This is a genomic window from Pontibacter amylolyticus, from assembly GCF_014638845.1.
GTDB classification, from domain to species: Bacteria; Bacteroidota; Bacteroidia; order Cytophagales; family Hymenobacteraceae; genus Pontibacter; species Pontibacter amylolyticus.
The window spans coordinates 301,098-318,853 of record NZ_BMFP01000003.1 but is presented as its reverse complement, the minus strand read 5'-3'; the positions used below and the strand labels follow the sequence as shown (position 1 = coordinate 318,853).

The following is a 17,756-nucleotide window of genomic DNA, read 5'->3' as shown; positions in this document are numbered from 1 at the left end:
AAGGACTATAACTGATGTTATTTTTCCAAATATATCCTTACGCTTTCAGATCTATCCATTTGATCGAAATCGCAGGCAAGGGAATGTCCTGGTGTTTTGAAATTGAATTCTGAGATGATAGGTACGTGGTCGCTGATTGAATTACCAAAAATGTGTTCTGCATCCCCAATGTAAGTGCTGATTAGTGCCTTATGGAGCATATCGGATACATACATGTGATCCAACTGGTGTATTACTTTGCCACCGCAAGCATTTTTGAAAGTTGGGGTTAACTTTTTGGTATAGCTAAAAAGGCATTCGGTTAATCCCAGCGCGTTCATCCGATCAATAATTTCCTGATTTCCTCGCGGTCTCTTAAGGTCGAAAGTAGTAGAAGAGTTGAAGTCCCCAGCCACGAGCCAGTACTCGTTTGCAAGATCAGGTATAGTACATAGCGCTGACCATAGTATCTCGCTACACCAAATGTCTTGACCAGGATTTTGCTTGAGTTTAATAGGCGCTATGTCTATTCCTTCCAATCTGGTGACAGGTATCGGCCAGGCAGGACTGTAAACTGAGACGACATGAATAGGAGCGAAGCCCTCCATCTTAACTTGACATGCTAAAAGGTTACCGCTGAAGTGGGTTAATTCTTTATTAACCCACTCAAAATCAGATTGCAGGTATAAGTCATCTGATATATCTCCTTTGGCGAGAATAGCAGTCGCAAATTTCTGTTCAATTCCTGACTTAGAGACTGTTTGTTTCTGATGAACCTTGTACCGATCCTTCACAAAATCGGGAATACCGGCGACTTCCTGTAGGGTAACGACATCTGCATCGGCCTGCATGATAATATCCCATGCAGTACTGTTGCTCTTCGCTTTGCGCACATTCCAGTTAATTATTTTTAAACGCTGCATACCTTGTCATAGATGATCGATAGTCTCTTATAACTACCTTGAATATTAACCTTCTTAGCTTCAGGTTAAGGCAATAATTCAGAATAGGTTTTATCTGGGATAATAGTGACATTCAACGCGGATCGCATTTCCTGTGCGCAACAGTAATACTGCAAATAGTCACCCTTCTTAGGACTAGGCTCCATGATTATTTCATTCTTCTGATGGCCGATTAAAAGCAGACCAAAACCATTTGCCATGCAATTGCTTTTTAATATTTGAATGTGGTCTTTCCTGAATATTGATGGAGTTGAAGCCAATAAGTTCTCGGTGTATTTTGAGTAAGCGATCCACTGTTCGTTAGCAGGATACTGTCTAAGCTGCTCTACAACTCCATTGAATTTATGCTTGTCAAAGTCCAGCCAATCTAACATCGCAAAAGTAAGTAGATAGGTAACAGGTAGGATGAGAACAGTAATTAGCATGACAAAGTACCAGGCCATTTCAGTGAATAAACTGAGGTATAGCGCACTCATTGCAGCAACTGTTACAGCAGCCAAAATACCATGCATTCCAATGTGATCATCACTTATACTAGACTTCAATGCACCAAGTGTCCTATGGGATTTAGCTTCTATGGATACAGTATAATACTGACTCTCTTTTTTATGGAAGCATAATAACCCGTCAGCCCGTTTGCCTCCCGATTTCTTGACTGTTCGTGCTTCCTTACGCGATTGGATATTGTTATTATTTTCTCTGCTTTGATAAAAAGATTCGAGTTCAGCGATCGCTCTTGCTTGTATTGTTGATTCTCTTAATTTAGCCATTTTGAATATAGGTGGATGAGTTTATTAGCTAACTCCTATATATGACAAAAGGTTGAGTTTATTATTATATTTTCAGATTAAAAAAATTGGGCATTGTCTCTAAAATCATAAAAATACCATTACGTTTAGGTAGCTTATGAATATGAATGAACAATTTCCTTTCAAATGATGGTCAGCAAATAAGACGATCTTAAGACTCAACCTTTAAAGGTGAAACCTCGTCCGATGACAGAGCACTGATCTGATTGCTATAAATAACCAATCCTCCAGCTATGAAAACACTCCTACTGATCCTGATGTTCTTTACCACGTTCGTGGCTTTTGCGCAGTCTCCGGAAGAAAAGTTAGCGCAATTAAACATCCAGCTGCCGCAAGTGCCGGCCGCCGGTGGCAGTTTTGTAGACGCTGTAAAAGTTGGAAACCTGATTTACCTATCGGGCAAAGGCCCACGTACCAGCAACGGCGAGTACATAAAGGGCAAGTTGGGACAGGACCTGACTGTGGAGGAGGGGTATGAGGCGGCAAAGTTAATTGCCCTGCTGCAACTGGCGGTACTGAAAAAAGAGCTGGGTGACCTGAAGCGGGTAAAGCGTATCGTGAAAGTGAATGGGTATGTGAATTCGGCCGCGACCTTTTACGACCAATCGAAAGTGATCAACGGGTATTCCGATGTGATGCTCGCAGTTTTTGGAGACATGGGCAAACATACGCGGACTTCGGTAGGCACCAATGCGCTTCCGTTTAACATGGCAGTGGAAGTAGAGATGATCGTGGAAGTAGAGTAATAGCAGCCTTTACCCGCAGTGGGCACAGGGTAATGATACTAGTTTCTGCTGATCATGTTGGCTGTTTGTCAGACCTTCACATTCCAAGTCGCACAGTTTAATACCCCACCATCCTTAGCTAATTCACCGCTCGGCACAGGTATCACCTGACAATCCTTGAAGATGCGCTCCGCCTCCTTCAATGCCTCCTTGTCTTGAGGTATGGCGAACTGTGGAAACAAAATCACATTGCCAATCTGAGCGAAATTGATGTAGCAGCCGGTGGCAGGGTAATCTCCATTTTCGTTTTTCTCTTCCGCAGGTGCAGCTGGGAATTCTACCAAGTGCAGTCCAGTCTTTTTCAGCATATTCCTATACCTGTTTTTCCAATAATCCAGCTCTCCACTATAATTGGCAACCAGCAAAGTATTGTCATCCACGAACCGCACCATGCCATCTGAGTGGCCGGTAAAGTCACCAGGCTGGGAAGGGATCAGGTATAGCTGCTCCACCTGCAATGCCTGCTTCAGCTGTGCGAGCACATCCTCTTTTTCGAGGCTATTGTTTACTTTAAAGATTCGTTCTGTCAACACGACCGCATTATTTGATCTCACGACATTACCGCCATCCAGCAGCAGCTGATGTTGCACTGTTGTGCCTGTTAATGGATGGCTTAATTGTACATGTGAAGGATCTGTAATCGTAGGCCGGTACTTCACAGTGTCGCAGTAGGAGGGATAGTAATTGAACTGCACAAAAGCTTTCGGTGAAATCTGCACGGGCATGTAGTCGCGGCACCAGATGTCGTTTGTGTTCTCAATAAAGCCATAGGGTATACCTGCCCCTTTAAGCTTCTTCTCCAGATTCAGCCAAAAGCTTTTCAGCGCGGGCCGCTCTTTGATCAGGCTGCTGAAGTAAACGAAATTGGTGTCGCGGTCGGTTATCATATCCAGATTTCTCCTTTCGTCGAAATGACAGGGTGAAAGATTATTTTCAGTTTAAAATATTAATGGCTAGTCCAACAGCAGCTAGGTTTCTCGTAATTGGTTCCCAGAGGCCCGCACGCATTGTGGCCGGTAATTGACGAATCATGCGTAAAATAATATTCAGTAAGGATAAGCAGTAAAATCACACACCTCCTCATCGCAAAGCAACTGCCGAAGTTCGGGGTCTTGCAGCACCTGCGTATAATCCATCCACTTGCCGTTAACCTTTAGCTTCCGGTGAATAAGTCGGATGCCGTGGCTATAGTCTACATACCAGTTGATGTGCCCGGTATAGAGCGGCTGTATGGCTTTGCCGTCTGTGCGGTGCCAGCCGTAGATGGCGACGCGGTCGGGACGCGGGTCGCGGTTCACTTTGCTGCTGATCACGATATCCTTTTTGATGCCGGCAATCAGTCCTTTGCGCCCCTGGCGCTGCCCTTCGATCATGAGGTGATGGTGGTAGAAGGTAGGGGTGCTGTCCCGGAGGGCGTAGAGAGGGAGAGGCTCGAGTTTAATGGCGGCTTGCTTGTAAATAGCGTCCACCATTTTGCGGGTAGGCAGAAAACAACCCAGGCTGTCGGCCAGTTGCTGCGCGGCCATTGGGGTGAGGGGGATACGGGCCCAGTCCTGTTTGCTGCCGATGCTCACGTAGTCCGGACTGGCATAAAAAGTAGCCTCTATGGTTTTACCCTCAGCGTTTGTAGCGGTGACAGGTATAGCCACAAATTTTTGAAGGAAGTCCGGCACATTGCCACTGAGGATTTCCCGCACGGCCAGCGAATCGCGCTGCTGCCAGGTATAGGCGGCCGCTTGCTGGTAGAAGGCTGAACCCGACAAAGCAGCGGCCGGACGGGCTGGGAGCTTCATTTGCCGATGCACGGTGCATGAGAACGTAAACAGCAGCAAGGAAAAGCAAAGGAATAGTTTCATCTTTTTGTCGGTATCCAGGTATGCAATACGGCAGCTCCTGTTGCCAGTGGTTTCTAATTTTTCAGCCAGGGCAGCCGCCCGTTTGCCCGGATTCAGAGGCTCAAGGTATGGAAAGATTAGAAGGCCAGGAAGGAAAGATAGCTTATTTTAATTATTTGAGAGGGAAGGAGCAGGTCATATGCAGCAGGTATAGGAATTCAGATTTCTCCTATCGTCGAAATGACAAAGTGGGGTCGTTTCGGAAATGACATGTTGTTAGGCGAAACTTTCTGTAAACAAGCTAGTTAACTATAGTAGATGAACTGATTTGGTTCTATGTTTCACTAATAATCAGAATGGCCTATGACTCCGAATACTGTACTTGCGCTGCTATTGGTTGGCTCAGTCGCTTATATCATCATTGAGCTGGTGATCGATTAAAGAAGCTTTTCGTTTTTGTTATATGTGTACGTGATGATGCATCAATTCAGCTGCCTGGCGGTTGTTGAAGTAGCTGCCCCGTCTGTCAGGTATAGCCTGGCTATACCTGTTCCTGCACTACTTTCCCATACCTGAAAAACACCAGCAACACCACCATTCCCACTACTGCAAAACAGATCCAGGCCGTTGTGATGATCTGCGGGCTTTCCGCTACATTGAGTTCACGGTGTTTGAGAATGATGCCGTAGAGCGCCCAGACACCAACCAGCCCCACCACAGGGTTCGTCCGGCTAAAGACTACATATACCACGATCAGGGTGGCCGCCACGATCATTATCATTGTCCAGAGTCCCTCGCTCAGACCAAAACCATCCCAACCTAAACCAACCAACGCAGCGCTGATATTGGCGACCGTGGCGATGATGATCCAGCCAAAGTACAGGCTCAGCGGCACCTGCGTAAACCAGATCGAAGCAGCCGGGCGGCTCCTGTCAAATATTCCCAGTCGCAGGTGGATCAGCAGCAGCGTAATCAGTTGCACCAGGATCAGCACCACCGAGAGCAGCAGCCGCTCGTTTACCCAGGCGATGGTCCAGGCGCCGGTGGCCAGGTTGTTGAGCATAAAAAGAAAGCCGAGCCGCTTCAGGTCCGCGTTGGCCTCATGCAGGGCGGGCTCCTTAAACGCTTTGACGAGATGGTAAATGCAGAAAGCCGAAAGCGCCAGGTAGATAATCCCCCAGATGGAAAAAGTAATGCCTGCCGGTGTGAAGAGGGCCGGGTACTTGGCCGAGACTTCGCCGATGGTCTGGCTATTGAAAAGCTCCAGCAGCGTGAGTTGCGAAGGCACCAGGTGGAGCAGGAAAAACACGGTGTTCAGGATGGCAAGTGTCTTGATATTTTTCATATTCCGGAGCGCGTTATTTCGGGAAAATTCTATCTACGCAAAAGAAAAATACTTAACCAATCGCCACCTGAAATGTTCGGAGATCAGGTGGCTATACCTATGGTTAGCTTGCGCCATTTGCACAGGCATGCTATTGCAGTCGATGATCAAATCCAGCTTTCTCCTATCGTCGAAATGACAGGGTAGGTATGGCCGTTTCATTCTAGGGATTCTCCCCTTGAGGGGAGCGCAGAGGGGTGTCTACTGCTGTGAGTGAATTCCCAATTGATAAACTATTAGTAGCTCAGCCTCGAATGAACACCCCTATAATCCCCTCAAGGGGATAGTCCTCGGCAGAACTTAATGGCCCTAGACAGGGTAAGGGATTGTCTTCCCCTTAAGGTATACCTCGTTCACGCAAGGTATAGCTTGCAGGCAGGTATAGCTTACAAAATCGAGCTGATGATCAGCTGGTCGCCCCCTTCCTTGCCGATCTTGTTCAGCTTGATCGCTTCGGTGTCCGGTGCCGGTTGCTCGTGCAGCGCTTTGATATAGGCTTCGAGCTCTTCCTGTGTCTCGAAAAGCGCGCGCACTTCTTCCTGTCGCTGGCTGAGGGTTTTCACGGCGTCGCTGGTGAGGCTGTAGAGTTTCCAGGCACGGAAGCGCCCGCTGTAGCATTCGTAGCCGCCGATGCACACATAAGCGTAATAGTCGCGGTTCCAGTCGAAGTCCTTGATCGATACTTGTGCCATAAGTTAAGTTGAGGGGGTATGGGGTTGCTGATCTGAAATGATGCCTAAGGTAATAAAAATAACAGCAGTTGTACAGGCCTGCTTTGGTGTAAGAATGAAAATATTATATTTGTCAGCTATTTGCTGGCTATGCCCTGGTTTGAGATGAAACAGACCTGGCCTGCAGGCGGCGGTTATACCTCAAAAACCATTTTTATGAAAAATTTTAGCTGGCTGCTGGTGGCAGTCCTGGGCCTGACGAGCTGTATGGGCACGAAGAAATACGCTTCGTTTGTGGAGCAACGTGTGCCGACGGAGCAGGTAGCGGCACCACAGCACGACGCGCTGGTGGTGAAGGCACCCGCCGCCGGACAAACTGGCAATCAGTTCAAACAGCTGGAGCGCTCGTTTATACCTGCGCTGGTGTACTGGGGCTGGAACTCGACCATCTCCTGCGAGCTTGATGCGGGTATGGCAGCCGCCGCCGTAAGCCGCGGCATGTACCAGGCGGCAGACAAGCTCAACCTGCAGGACAGGCTGGCTGGCAGACAGCTGGTGGTCGATATCCGGCAGACGCCCGGCCAGTTCATGTACGTGAGCAAGGGCAATGTCATTTTCCTGATCTTTGCGCACATTACATCGGGTGAGGAATCCATCACGCCGCGCCCAACCGACCTGGTGCTGAGCTACCAGCTGCTTGAAAACGGTGCCGTGGTTGCCAGTGGGGAGGAACAGCTCAAGAACACGCAGGAGCCTTTGCGCAATCTCTGGAAGTCGTCGAAGAAATTTACCTGGCTATACCTGGACCAGTTTGAACTGGAAGCCGGGCGCATGGGGGAGCAGTCGCTCCACAACATCCTGCTCCAGCTGGAGGGCGACCTGAGCCGCTTGTAATCAGCAGGTTTTAGAAAGCAATTTACCTCGCATAAAAAATCCCCTCTGTTACAGCAGAGGGGATTTTTCTTTCTAAGTTATGGCCTGCGGGGATCATTCGGATCGTTTGGTCGGCGCGGGCTGTTTGGATCGTTCGGATCAATAGGACGGCGTGGATCGTTCGGGTCTGTGCTCGTTCTGCGCGGGTCATTCGGGTCCAGTTTGTCAATGTCCACCTCCGTGCTTCGAACTGTGTCGCGGATGGTCTCGTCGCGCTCGGTTACCTCTTTGTGCAGGTTGATCTCTTCCACTACACGGGCTTCTTTGTTCACCACGGCCTCTTCGGCACGCTCCGTCAGGTTGATCTCACCTTCCTGGGCATTGGCCATGTCTGCTTCTGTTGCAGGTCGATTAACCGGTCTGCGCTCCACGTCCACATGCTCTTCGCGTAGTTTGATGTGCTCTTCCACGGGACGCTCCACAATGCGGGTCCGGATGTTGGTGGCCCCGGTTTCTACTTCCCGCTTACCGACTTCCAGATCCTCTTTGATGATCGGAATCGTCTGATCATCATCCTTTACATTAGAGGTGTTGGGTCTGTTGCGGTAGAAACGGTCTTCGTCGTAGGCAGGGTCGTTGTAGAAATCATCCGTATCACGGCCTGCCACAGCAGCGCCAGCGGCGGCACCGGCGGCTCCCATTGTTCCGAATACATTGCGCACAGTCGTTTCAGTTTCGCGTGTCAGGCTGCCTTTTTCGTACACGGGCAGTGCGTTCAGTTGGTCCGCTGTGATATTGGGGATGATCACATCGTCGTCTGCATCCTGCAGCTCGGCTACCCCGATAGGGATGAGCACATGGCGTGGCTCCAGATCAAGGAAGTTGCCTTCAAGGTCCAGCACAATGTAGCGCACCTTGCGGCTCTGTGGATCAAACAAGAGCTCTTCCACTTCGCCGATGGTGTTGCCCTGCGGGTCTTTCACAGTCCAGCCTTTGATGTTAGGCTCTCCTTCTGCTATCTGGAAATCACTTCCGCCCAACTCCTGCAGGCGGTTTCTATCATTATAATTTTCGTTTGTGTTCATCGTCGTAATAAGTTAATAATTAATAAGTTGGCTTTGTGCTACTTAGGTATACGCATGTTAATGACACACGTATAAGCCGCTTTTGTGTGGTGTAGCCGAAGTCTAGTTTGTGCGTCGTGCCACGATCTCCACGCGTCTGTTCTGCTTTCGCCCCTCGGCAGTCTGGTTGGTGGCAGCCGGGTCGGCTTCACCTACCGCATGCACCGTAATGCGGGCAGCACTGATATCGCCGTTTTTTGTCAGCCAGTTACGCACGGCCTCTGCGCGTTCTTCGGCCAGTTCCTTATTGTAACTTTTGCTGGCCCTGGAATCGGTGTAGCCGTAAATGCGAATCTGCCCGTCGTCGTAGCGTTGTTTCAGCGACTGCGCCACCTGCTTTAGCTTAGGTGCAGCCCCGGAGCGGATCTCCTTCGAATCCGTATCGAACAGGATCGTCTCGTCGAGGCTGTAGATGGCATAGTCATTATTGCCGCGCACAGTCACATCCCTGTCCGTGATCTCCTGGTAAGTGGCGACAGGCGCATTGCGGTCGATGTCATTCCAGTCATCGTCAGTCGCCGTGCGTCGGTCTGTGTCCATGGCGCCGGTCGTACCGCCCGTGGTAGCTCCAGCGGTTGTGGCGGTCGTAGTATCTCTGTCCATGTCACGGTCCACATCGTTGTCATCGTCACATCCACGAAGCAAGAATATGATAGCCAGCAGTGCCAGGAGACCCAGCAGCAGCCATATCCACCAGGGTCTGTTTTGTTTTGGTTCAACGTTTAAATCAGCCATTTTTCAGTCGTTTTATTTTGTTTAAAAAAGATTTAGATCAACATCGCGCCAGCTTTGAAAAAACTAAGACGCAATAGAAAGATTACGACTTGCCTATACACTTAGTTATTAATATTAAATTTTTGGCTAAAAAAAGTCTAATTAAGATGTCGTTTTATAAATGCTGCCGGTATCCGGGTATGCGCGGAATCCAAGTTGCCTGCTGACAGCTCTTCCGGACTGGCAGAATACTATTTCCGGCCCGGACGCAATGCTCTCCCGAAGAACCCTCCTCAGGCTCTTTACCGCTCTTTCGGACATCCATGCCTGGAAGTATTTCTGCGGGGGACATCCTTGTCCCGAAGAGCGGTGAGCCCGTTACTGGTTAATGGCAATTGCCTGATCCAGGCAGCCCCTCGGGGAAACAATTTTATCATGCCAACCTTCTGCCAAAGGCACACTACCAGCAATCAGCGCAAATATTAAATCAACCGTATAAGTCTGCATCCGAATTTCCATACCTGTCGGGGAAATAACAGGTCAGGAATGTCTGTTCATACCGCAGCATTCCTGATTATACATATAGAGAAGCATGCAAACAAACCTTAGCGGCAAAACCATCATCATCACAGGCGGCAGTTCCGGTATCGGCGCAGCGGCGGCCCGAAGCTTGCGCCTTCAGGGTGCTCAGGTCGTGATCACGGGCCGCTCCGACGAAACCCGGAAACTGGCCGAGGAGATCGGCTGCGACTATTACCTGGTGGACTATCCCCGCTTTGCGGAGGTGCGTTCCTTTGCCCGCGACCTGCTGGCGAAATACCCCCGCATCGATGTGCTGGTCAACAACGTGGGCGGCATTATGGCAAACCGCCGCATGACCGAAGACGGCCATGAAACCACCCTGCAGGTCAATCATTTGTCAGGCTTTCTGCTCACGCTGCTGCTGCAGGAGCGACTGGAGGCTTCCAAGGCGATCGTGATCAACACCTCCAGCGCGGCCAATCTGGTGGGGCGGATTAAGCTCGATGACCTCGAAAACGCAAAGAACTACAAAAGCATGGCAGCCTACGGGGCGTCCAAGCTCATGAATATCCTGCACGCCATGGAGATCAGCCGGCGCTTTAAAGGGGTATGGGCAGCCTCTTTTCATCCGGGCGTGGTCGGGACAGGTTTTGCGCGGGAAGGAGGCGGCCTGATCAGGTGGGCGTATGAGGGTTTGTTGGGGCGTTACCTGATGATCTCTCCTGAAAAAGGGGCCGATACCATGCTCTGGCTGATCAGCACGCAACCGGGCAAGGACTGGCAGGACGGGGAGTATTATTACCAGCGCAGGCCCGGCCGTCGAAATCCGCAGGTGAGCCCGGATCTGGCCGCCCAATTATGGGAGGCATCGGTGCAGCTGACAGGTGCCGGAAAACAATAGCCCGTCATGCAGGTATAGCAATAGAAGAAACAGACAAAAAACATACTATGAAAACAGCACTCGTTATTGGCGCCACCGGCCTGGTGGGAACCCAACTCGTACAGCAGCTACTGGCCGATGACCGCTTCAGCAAGGTGATCGTGTTCGGCCGCCGCCCCTTAGGTATAGCCAACCCCAAACTGGAAGAGCACCTGATCGACTTTGACAAACCCGAGGCATGGCAGCAACTGGTAAAGGGCGATGTGTTTTTCTCCTCGCTGGGCACCACCCTGAAGCAGGCAGGCGGACAAAGCCAGCAGTACAAGGTCGACTACTTTTACCAGTACAAATTTGCCGAAATCGCTGCTCAGAATGGTGTTCCGGCCTATGTGCTGGTTTCCTCGTCAGGCGCCAACAAGGACTCCATGATCTTCTACTCCCGCATGAAAGGCACGCTGGAGGAGGCTGTGAAAAAGCTCGGTTTCCAGAGCATCAACATCATCCAGCCGGGCCTGCTCCACGGCGACCGCAAAGAGGAGCGCTTCGGCGAAGAACTGGCCTACATAGTAATGCACTTTTTAGACAGAGTAGGTATAGCCGGCAAGTACAGGCCCTACGAAGACAAGGTAGTGGCCCGGGCCATGATCAATGCAGGTATAGCCGCCCAGCCCGGCGTGCACACCTATACCCTGGGCGACATATTCAAGCTGGCTGAAAGGGAGCATTTGAGTCGGTAACGGTTATAGCCCCGGTAAGTGTCGGAAATTACACATTATCGTAAAGTCAAGTTTTATACTTTCCATCTTCAATTCCTTAACCTTTACATATCCTTTCCTTAATATTCAGATAACCTGCCCGGGATAGCTTTGCGACCAGATAAACCAACATCTTTCGCTATGCTATTAAGAATTTCTACACGTTTAAAACGGCAACTGTGCGCATTGCTGCTTCTGCTGCTTTGCTGTCAGGTAGCCGTGGCGCAGTCGCTGTCTGTACAGGGCAGGGTAACCGACGAACAGGGCACCGGTCTGCCGGGTGCCAGTGTGGCCGTAAAAGGTACCACCAACGGCATCATCACCGATGGTAACGGCAATTATAACCTGGCTGTCCGCAGCAGTGACGATGTGCTGGTGGTTTCCTTCATCGGGTACCTGGCACAGGAGCTTTCTGTAGGCAACCGCAGCACCCTCAACTTTCAGCTGCAGCCCAATCAAAACCAACTAAACGAGGTAGTGGTTACCGCCTTAGGTATAGAGCGTGAGCAGAAGGCACTGGGCTATGCCGTGTCTACGGTGAACGCGGAAGAGATCACCAACGCCCGTTCCAACAACTTCGCCAGCGCCTTGTCTGGCAAAGTGGCCGGTCTGAACATGGTGTCGCCGGGCTCAGGCCCTGTCAACTCGATGCGCATCACGCTGCGGGGCGACAACTCCCTGGACCCGAATAAAAACAATGCCCTGATCGTGCTGGACGGTGTGCCGATGAACAGCGGCATGACGAGCTCCGGCGTGGGCAATGCCTATGGTGCCGGTTCCGGCAACGACGTGCCGATCGACTTCGGTAACGGCATCGCCGACATCAACCCGGACGACATCGAGAGCATCACCGTGCTGAAAGGCCCGGGTGCGGCAGCGCTTTACGGTTCGCGCGCCGCCAACGGAGCCCTGATCATCACCACCAAATCCGGCGCCCGCGGCATGAAAGGGCTGGGAGTGACGGTAAACTCCAACCTGAGCTTTAACGATGTGCTCAAGTGGCCGGATTACCAGTATGAGTACGGACAGGGTACTGGCCGTTCCTTCAACAAAGACGGGCAGCTTTATTATTCCTATGGGGCCTCTGGAGACGGTGCCCACACTGGAGGTACCAGCAGTGCCTTCGGTCCCAAATTCGACGGGCAGTATTATTATCAGTATGACCCTACCCTGGAGGGACAGTCGGCAGAGCGACAGCTGTGGCGTCCTTACAAAGACAACATCAAAGGCTTCTGGCAAACCGGCTCTACCCTGACCAACAGTGTATCGCTGGAAGGCGGCAACGACAAAGGTTCCGCACGCGCCTCGATCACCCATTCCAAAAATGAGTGGATCATGCCGAACACAGGCTTTGAGCGTGTGACAGCGGCTGTGAGCCTGAATTACAAGATTGCCGAGCGCCTGAGACTGACTTCGAAGGTGAACTATACCCAGAAGAGTAGTGACAACCTACCGGCCACCGGGTATAATAACCAGTCCATCGCTTACTTCATGATCTTCCAGAACCCGAACGTGGACCTGGCCTGGTACGAGCCTCGCTGGAAGAATGGGCAGGATCAGATCGCTCAGATACACCCCTTCAGTACCTTTATTGATAACCCTTACCTGATCGCCTATGAAATGACGAACGCCATGAGCAACTATGGCACGGTGGGCAATATTGCGGCTACTTATGAGCTGTCGCCGAAGTTCGAGTTCATGCTGCGCTCCGGTGTGGACATGCGCAGCGAAGACCGCCAGCAGCGCCGTCCCTACAGCACGGCCAACTTCCAGCGCGGCTACTACAAAGAGCAGAACATCTTTAACTATGAGATGAACACTGACGGTCTCTTCACATTCAGAGACAAGCTGACTGACCGGATTGATTTCCGCGCCTCGGTGGGTGGCAACATCATGAACAGGAAGTACAACCATGTGAACGGCTACGTGGACGCGCTCAACATTCCGGGTGTGTACAAGCTGACTAACGGCGTGAACAACCCGATGCTGGAGACCTTCAACAGCCACAAGCGCGTGCACAGCGTGTATGCCTTCAGCTCCTTCTCGTATGACGATAAGATTTTTGTGGACGTGACCGGCCGTAACGACTGGTCGAGCACGCTGCCGGTGCAAAACAACTCCTTCTTCTACCCATCGATCAACACCAGCTTTATCCTGAGCGATCTGTTCATGTTGCCGCGTCAGGTTTCTTTTGCCAAGTTGAGATTATCGGCAGCGCAGGTGGGCAACGATACCGATCCTTACAAAACAAGTAAATACTACGGCCGAAGCGAATTCCCGGGCTCTGCCACTGTGCCGACCACGCTGCACAACGACAACTTCAAGCCGGAGATCACGACCAGCTACGAAGCAGGTACAGAATTCATGCTCTTCGGAGGTCGCTTTGGGATGGACGTGGCCGTGTACCGCAACCTGACCCGCAACCAAATACTGGATGTGCCGCTGGACCCTACCACCGGGTATAGCCGCGCCGTGCTGAACGGTGGCGTAGTGCGCAACCAGGGTATAGAATTGGCCCTGAACGCGACACCCGTTGACCTGGGCGACCTGAAGTGGAAGAGCACCGTGACCTGGTCCAGAAACCGCAACAAGGTGCTGGAACTGGCCGAGGGGCTGACGGACCAACAGGTGATTGGTGTGGGCGGTAATGCCTCCATCATTGCCAAAGTTGGCGGTACCTCAGGCGATATCTACGGTTTCGGTTTCCTGCGTGCCCCGGATGGCCAGATCATCTACAACAGCAACGGCCTGCCGGCGCGACCAACCGAGATCCAGTACTTTGGCAATGCCTACGCCGACTGGAAAGGCGGCTTCCTGAACGAGGTGACCTACAAGAACTTCCGCTTCAATGTATTGCTCGACGGACAGTACGGTGGACTGATCTACTCGCAGACGCACCACAAAATGAGCGAGCAGGGCAAATTGGAGCACACGCTCCGTGGCCGCGAGGATGGCTTTATCGTGGGCGATGGCGTGGTGCAGAATGGCGACGGTACCTTCTCGCCAAACACCAAACAGGTGAGCTTGCCGGATTACTATGCCGATTACTACCGTCGTGCCAACGTGGAGTCCAACTCCTTCGACGCCTCATACCTGAAGCTGCGCGAGGTGCGCCTGGAGTATACCCTGCCCAAGCAGTTCCTGAGCCGCACCAAGGTGCTGCAGGGTGCCAGCCTAGCCCTTTACGGACGCGACCTGGCCATGATCACCAAGTTCCCGATCTTCGATCCGGAGACAGCCGCCCTGAACGGCTCTACCATTCTGCCGGGTGTGGAGATGGGCCAGCTGCCAACGCCGCGCACCTGGGGCATGAACCTGACCCTGAAGCTGTAGTCTTACCCATCATTACCAGAAGAGCATCACAAAATGACAACGATAAAGAAAAAGTTTTTAGCACTGGCCCTGGCCCTGAGCTGCATCAGCGTATCGTCCTGCACCGACGACTTCGAAGAGATCAACATCGACCCGAACCGCGTAGAGCGCATCAACCCCGGAACGCTCCTGAACCCGATCGTGTACGAAATGGCGAGCTTTAATGCCTCCCGCAGCAACGGTTTTAGCTTCGACCTGATGCAGGTGTCGCTTCCGTTCCCGAGCGCTTCGGGCGGCATTCACCGCTACAACATCACCGAAAGCACCGGCAACTCCACCTGGAGCACCTACTACCGCTGGATCACGAACTTGAAGGAGATGCAGGCGGCGGCCGTGGCGGCCAACGACCCGAACTACCAGGCCGTGGCCCTGACCCTGAATGCCTGGGTATACTCGCTGCTGACCGACAGCTTTGGCGATGTGCCGATGGAGGAGGCTGCCCGCGGTGACGAGGGGATCTTCTACCCGGGGTTCAACACACAGCAGCAGGTATACACCAAAATTCTGGCCGACCTGGAAGCAGCCAACAACCTGTATGACACGAGCAAGCCGATGGTGTACGGCACCGACCTGTTGTACAACAATAACATCGGCAACTGGCGTCGCTTCACCAACTCGCTGCGCCTCCGCCTTTTGCTGCGTGTGTCGAAGCGGGGTGAGATGAACTCCTTCGCCAAGATGAACGAGATGCTCAACGACCCGGCCAAGTACCCGGTGTTTACCAGGAACGAGGAAGCCGCCATTCTGAAAGTGACAGGCGTGACGCCAAACCTATCGCCCTGGGGCCGTGCCATCGACTTCACCACGTTCCGGGCCGCTTCCAAGTTCTTCATCGATAACCTGGTGGCCTTCAACGATCCGCGCCTGCCACGCTTTGCCACACAGGCACGCTCCAAAGACGGTACCGCCACCATCGGCTACAAAGGTATACCGAGCGGCTACGGCGGCAGCGACTCTCAGTTCGACTTCCTGCCTTCCAACCTGAACATTGCCCTGGTAACAGCGCCGATGACCACCGTGATCATGACCTATGCGGAGGTAGAACTGATCAAGGCCGAGCTGGCGCAGCGCGGCATTTACGGAGGCGATGCCAGGACGCATTATGAAAACGGGGTGAAAGCAGCCATCACGCAGTGGGGCGCCACTGTGCCGGCCAATTATTTTGAGAATGAGGCCGCGGCTTACGACGGTACGCTGGAGCGCATCATGCTGCAGAAGTACTACGCCCTGTTCTTCAACGACAACCAGCAGTGGTTTGAGTACCGCCGCACCGGTATGCCGGAGCTGCCGAAGGGAGCCGATATGCTTAACAACCAGGTGATGCCGGTGCGCTTCCGTTACCCGACCACCCTGCAAACGAACAACCTCGAAAACTACCGCAAAGCAGTCGAGTCCATGGGCGGCGATGACATCAACACCAAGGTATGGTGGGAAAAGTAAAGTCCTGCCTGCAGTAATCAAAGGAGCCAGAGCCAACAAAGGCGCTGGCTCCTTTAGCAATTACATCGTCAATCTACTATATTGATTTCCTATGTCACAGAAAAGAAGAAGCTTCCTCAAATCGCTGGGCCTGGCAGGTATAGGCCTGACTTTCGCACCTAATGTATTACAGGCCAAACCAGCTATACCTGCCAAAGGCAAAGATCTGAGCACCGTCACGCTGAGCGGTAAGGTATACGCCAATGGCAAAGGCATCGCCGGCGTGGCCGTGACCGACGGCATCAACGTGGTGACAACCGACTCGGCCGGCCGCTACGAACTGCTCAGTAATGCCACTGCTGATCTGGTTTATATCTCCATACCGAGCGGCTACGAGTTCACTAACGAAAAGAGCATTACCCGATTTTATAAAAGGATAGTGCCGCAGCGTGGCCGTTTCAAAGCGGACTTTGAGCTGAAGAAGCTGGCGCAGGACGACACGAAGCACAACTTCGTGGTTTGGGCCGACCCGCAGATCATTTCAAAAGATGATGCCGAGCAATTGAAAAGAGAGTCGGCGCAGGACCTGAAGCAATTGGTGAGCGGCTATCCGCAAAACACGCTTTTCCACGGTATCGGTTGTGGCGACCTGGTGTGGGACAAGTTCGAGCTGTTTGACGATTACCAGGAGGCGCTGGCGATATCAGGTATCCCATTTTTCCAGGTGATCGGCAACCACGACATGAACCTGGACGCCCGCACCGACGAAGGCTCGACTGAGAAGTTCAAAGAATTGTTCGGCCCGACCTACTATTCCTTCAACCGGGGAGAAATACACTATGTGGTACTGGATGATGTTTTCTTCATCGGCACGGCCAAAAAATACATTGGCTACCTGACCGAGCGGCAGCTGGCCTGGCTGGAACAGGATTTGGCTACTGTCAAACCAGGAACTACAGTAGTGGTGAGTCTGCATATACCGGCCTACACCCGCCAGCATGAGCGCAACCAAGAAAAAGAGCCGTCCATCGGTGGTGTGGTGTCGAACCGAAAGGAGCTTTACCGTTTGCTGCAGCCCTTTAAGGCGCATATCATGTCAGGTCATACCCACTTCAACGAAAAGATCTTTGAAGGCGACAACATCATCGAGCATGTGCACGGTACGGTATGTGGCGCCTGGTGGACCGGCCCGATCTGCTATGACGGCACACCGAGTGGCTATGGCGTGTACGAAGTGAATGGCAGCGAACTGCAGTGGTATTACAAGTCCACGGGTTTGGCGCGTGAGCACCAATTGCGCATCTACCCGGTAGGCGCTGTGGCCACCAGGCCCGACTACGTGGCCGTGAACGTCTGGAACTGGGACCCAAGCTGGATAGTGGAGTGGCTGGAAGATGGCAGGCAAATGGGTGAGATGACCCGCGAAACCGGCCTGGACCCGCTCTCGGTAGAGCTGCACGAAGGAGCGGCCAAGCCCGCCAAGCACAAGTGGGTAGAACCGCAGCCGACCGACCACCTGTTCTTCGCCAAACCATCGGCGAACGCCACAACCATTGTCGTACAAGCAACGGATCGATTCGGGAACGTGTTCCGGGATAAGCTGAAAGTGGCCAAATTGGAAAGCGTTGTGCGGTAGGTATAGCTTATGCTCCGGTATAGTCATTTGCCTGGA

The 17,756-nt window shown here is 52.1% G+C and carries 15 protein-coding genes; 7 read left to right on the top strand and 8 right to left on the bottom strand.

All coding sequences use genetic code 11. The features are described 5' to 3' along the window. Window positions 1-17 precede the first annotated feature (17 nt). A complete protein-coding gene (locus tag IEV97_RS09550; RefSeq protein ID WP_188501287.1) occupies window positions 18-902 on the bottom strand; it encodes an endonuclease/exonuclease/phosphatase family protein in 885 nt (294 codons plus the stop codon). Between the two features lie 65 nt (window positions 903-967). Further along, a complete protein-coding gene (locus IEV97_RS09545) occupies window positions 968-1,711 on the bottom strand; it encodes a hypothetical protein (protein ID WP_188501286.1) in 744 nt (247 codons plus the stop codon). A 272-nt stretch (window positions 1,712-1,983) separates the two neighbouring features. Between IEV97_RS09545 and IEV97_RS09540 the strand changes: the two genes are divergently transcribed. Next, entirely contained in the window at window positions 1,984-2,496 is a 513-nt protein-coding gene (locus IEV97_RS09540) for a RidA family protein (protein ID WP_188501285.1), read from the top strand. A 68-nt stretch (window positions 2,497-2,564) separates the two neighbouring features. Here IEV97_RS09540 and IEV97_RS09535 read toward each other — a convergent pair whose 3' ends face one another. From IEV97_RS09535 to IEV97_RS09520, 4 genes are all read right to left on the bottom strand, one after another. Continuing rightward, window positions 2,565-3,422 carry an agmatine deiminase family protein gene (locus IEV97_RS09535; RefSeq protein ID WP_188501284.1) on the bottom strand — a complete coding sequence of 286 codons (858 nt, stop codon included), beginning with the start codon at window positions 3,420-3,422 and terminating at the stop codon, window positions 2,565-2,567. Window positions 3,423-3,581: 159 nt separating this feature from the next. Further along, a complete protein-coding gene (locus tag IEV97_RS09530) occupies window positions 3,582-4,391 on the bottom strand; it encodes a hypothetical protein (protein WP_188501283.1) in 810 nt (269 codons plus the stop codon). 520 nt (window positions 4,392-4,911) lie between these two features. Next, a complete protein-coding gene (locus IEV97_RS09525) occupies window positions 4,912-5,715 on the bottom strand; it encodes a TspO-related membrane protein (RefSeq protein WP_188501282.1) in 804 nt (267 codons plus the stop codon). A gap of 425 nt (window positions 5,716-6,140) precedes the next feature. Then, on the bottom strand, window positions 6,141-6,446 hold the full coding sequence (locus IEV97_RS09520) for a hypothetical protein (RefSeq protein WP_188501281.1): 306 nt from the start codon (window positions 6,444-6,446) through the stop codon (window positions 6,141-6,143). Between the two features lie 195 nt (window positions 6,447-6,641). Here IEV97_RS09520 and IEV97_RS09515 point away from each other — a divergent pair, with 195 nt between their 5' ends. After that, window positions 6,642-7,319 carry a hypothetical protein gene (locus tag IEV97_RS09515; protein WP_188501280.1) on the top strand — a complete coding sequence of 226 codons (678 nt, stop codon included), beginning with the start codon at window positions 6,642-6,644 and terminating at the stop codon, window positions 7,317-7,319. A gap of 77 nt (window positions 7,320-7,396) precedes the next feature. Here the strand turns inward: IEV97_RS09515 and IEV97_RS09510 are convergent, their stop codons facing one another. Next, window positions 7,397-8,383: a DUF2382 domain-containing protein gene (locus IEV97_RS09510; protein WP_188501279.1), complete on the bottom strand. Its 987-nt coding sequence runs from the start codon at window positions 8,381-8,383 to the stop codon at window positions 7,397-7,399. A 102-nt stretch (window positions 8,384-8,485) separates the two neighbouring features. After that, window positions 8,486-9,157 (bottom strand): OmpA family protein, encoded by a 672-nt coding sequence (locus tag IEV97_RS09505; protein ID WP_188501278.1) that lies wholly within the window; start codon window positions 9,155-9,157, stop codon window positions 8,486-8,488. Between the two features lie 571 nt (window positions 9,158-9,728). Here IEV97_RS09505 and IEV97_RS09500 point away from each other — a divergent pair. The 5 genes from IEV97_RS09500 (at window position 9,729) to IEV97_RS09480 (ending at window position 17,720) form a co-directional block, all read left to right on the top strand. Then, window positions 9,729-10,559 carry an SDR family NAD(P)-dependent oxidoreductase gene (locus tag IEV97_RS09500; protein ID WP_188501277.1) on the top strand — a complete coding sequence of 277 codons (831 nt, stop codon included), beginning with the start codon at window positions 9,729-9,731 and terminating at the stop codon, window positions 10,557-10,559. Between the two features lie 47 nt (window positions 10,560-10,606). Then, window positions 10,607-11,275 carry an NAD(P)H-binding protein gene (locus IEV97_RS09495; protein WP_188501276.1) on the top strand — a complete coding sequence of 223 codons (669 nt, stop codon included), beginning with the start codon at window positions 10,607-10,609 and terminating at the stop codon, window positions 11,273-11,275. A 159-nt stretch (window positions 11,276-11,434) separates the two neighbouring features. Next, window positions 11,435-14,626 carry a SusC/RagA family TonB-linked outer membrane protein gene (locus tag IEV97_RS09490; protein WP_188501275.1) on the top strand — a complete coding sequence of 1,064 codons (3,192 nt, stop codon included), beginning with the start codon at window positions 11,435-11,437 and terminating at the stop codon, window positions 14,624-14,626. Between the two features lie 33 nt (window positions 14,627-14,659). After that, a complete protein-coding gene (locus tag IEV97_RS09485) occupies window positions 14,660-16,105 on the top strand; it encodes a SusD/RagB family nutrient-binding outer membrane lipoprotein (protein WP_188501274.1) in 1,446 nt (481 codons plus the stop codon). 91 nt (window positions 16,106-16,196) lie between these two features. Next, window positions 16,197-17,720, top strand: a complete 1,524-nt coding sequence (locus tag IEV97_RS09480; RefSeq protein ID WP_188501273.1) for a calcineurin-like phosphoesterase C-terminal domain-containing protein — start codon at window positions 16,197-16,199, stop codon at window positions 17,718-17,720. Window positions 17,721-17,756: the final 36 nt, after the last annotated feature.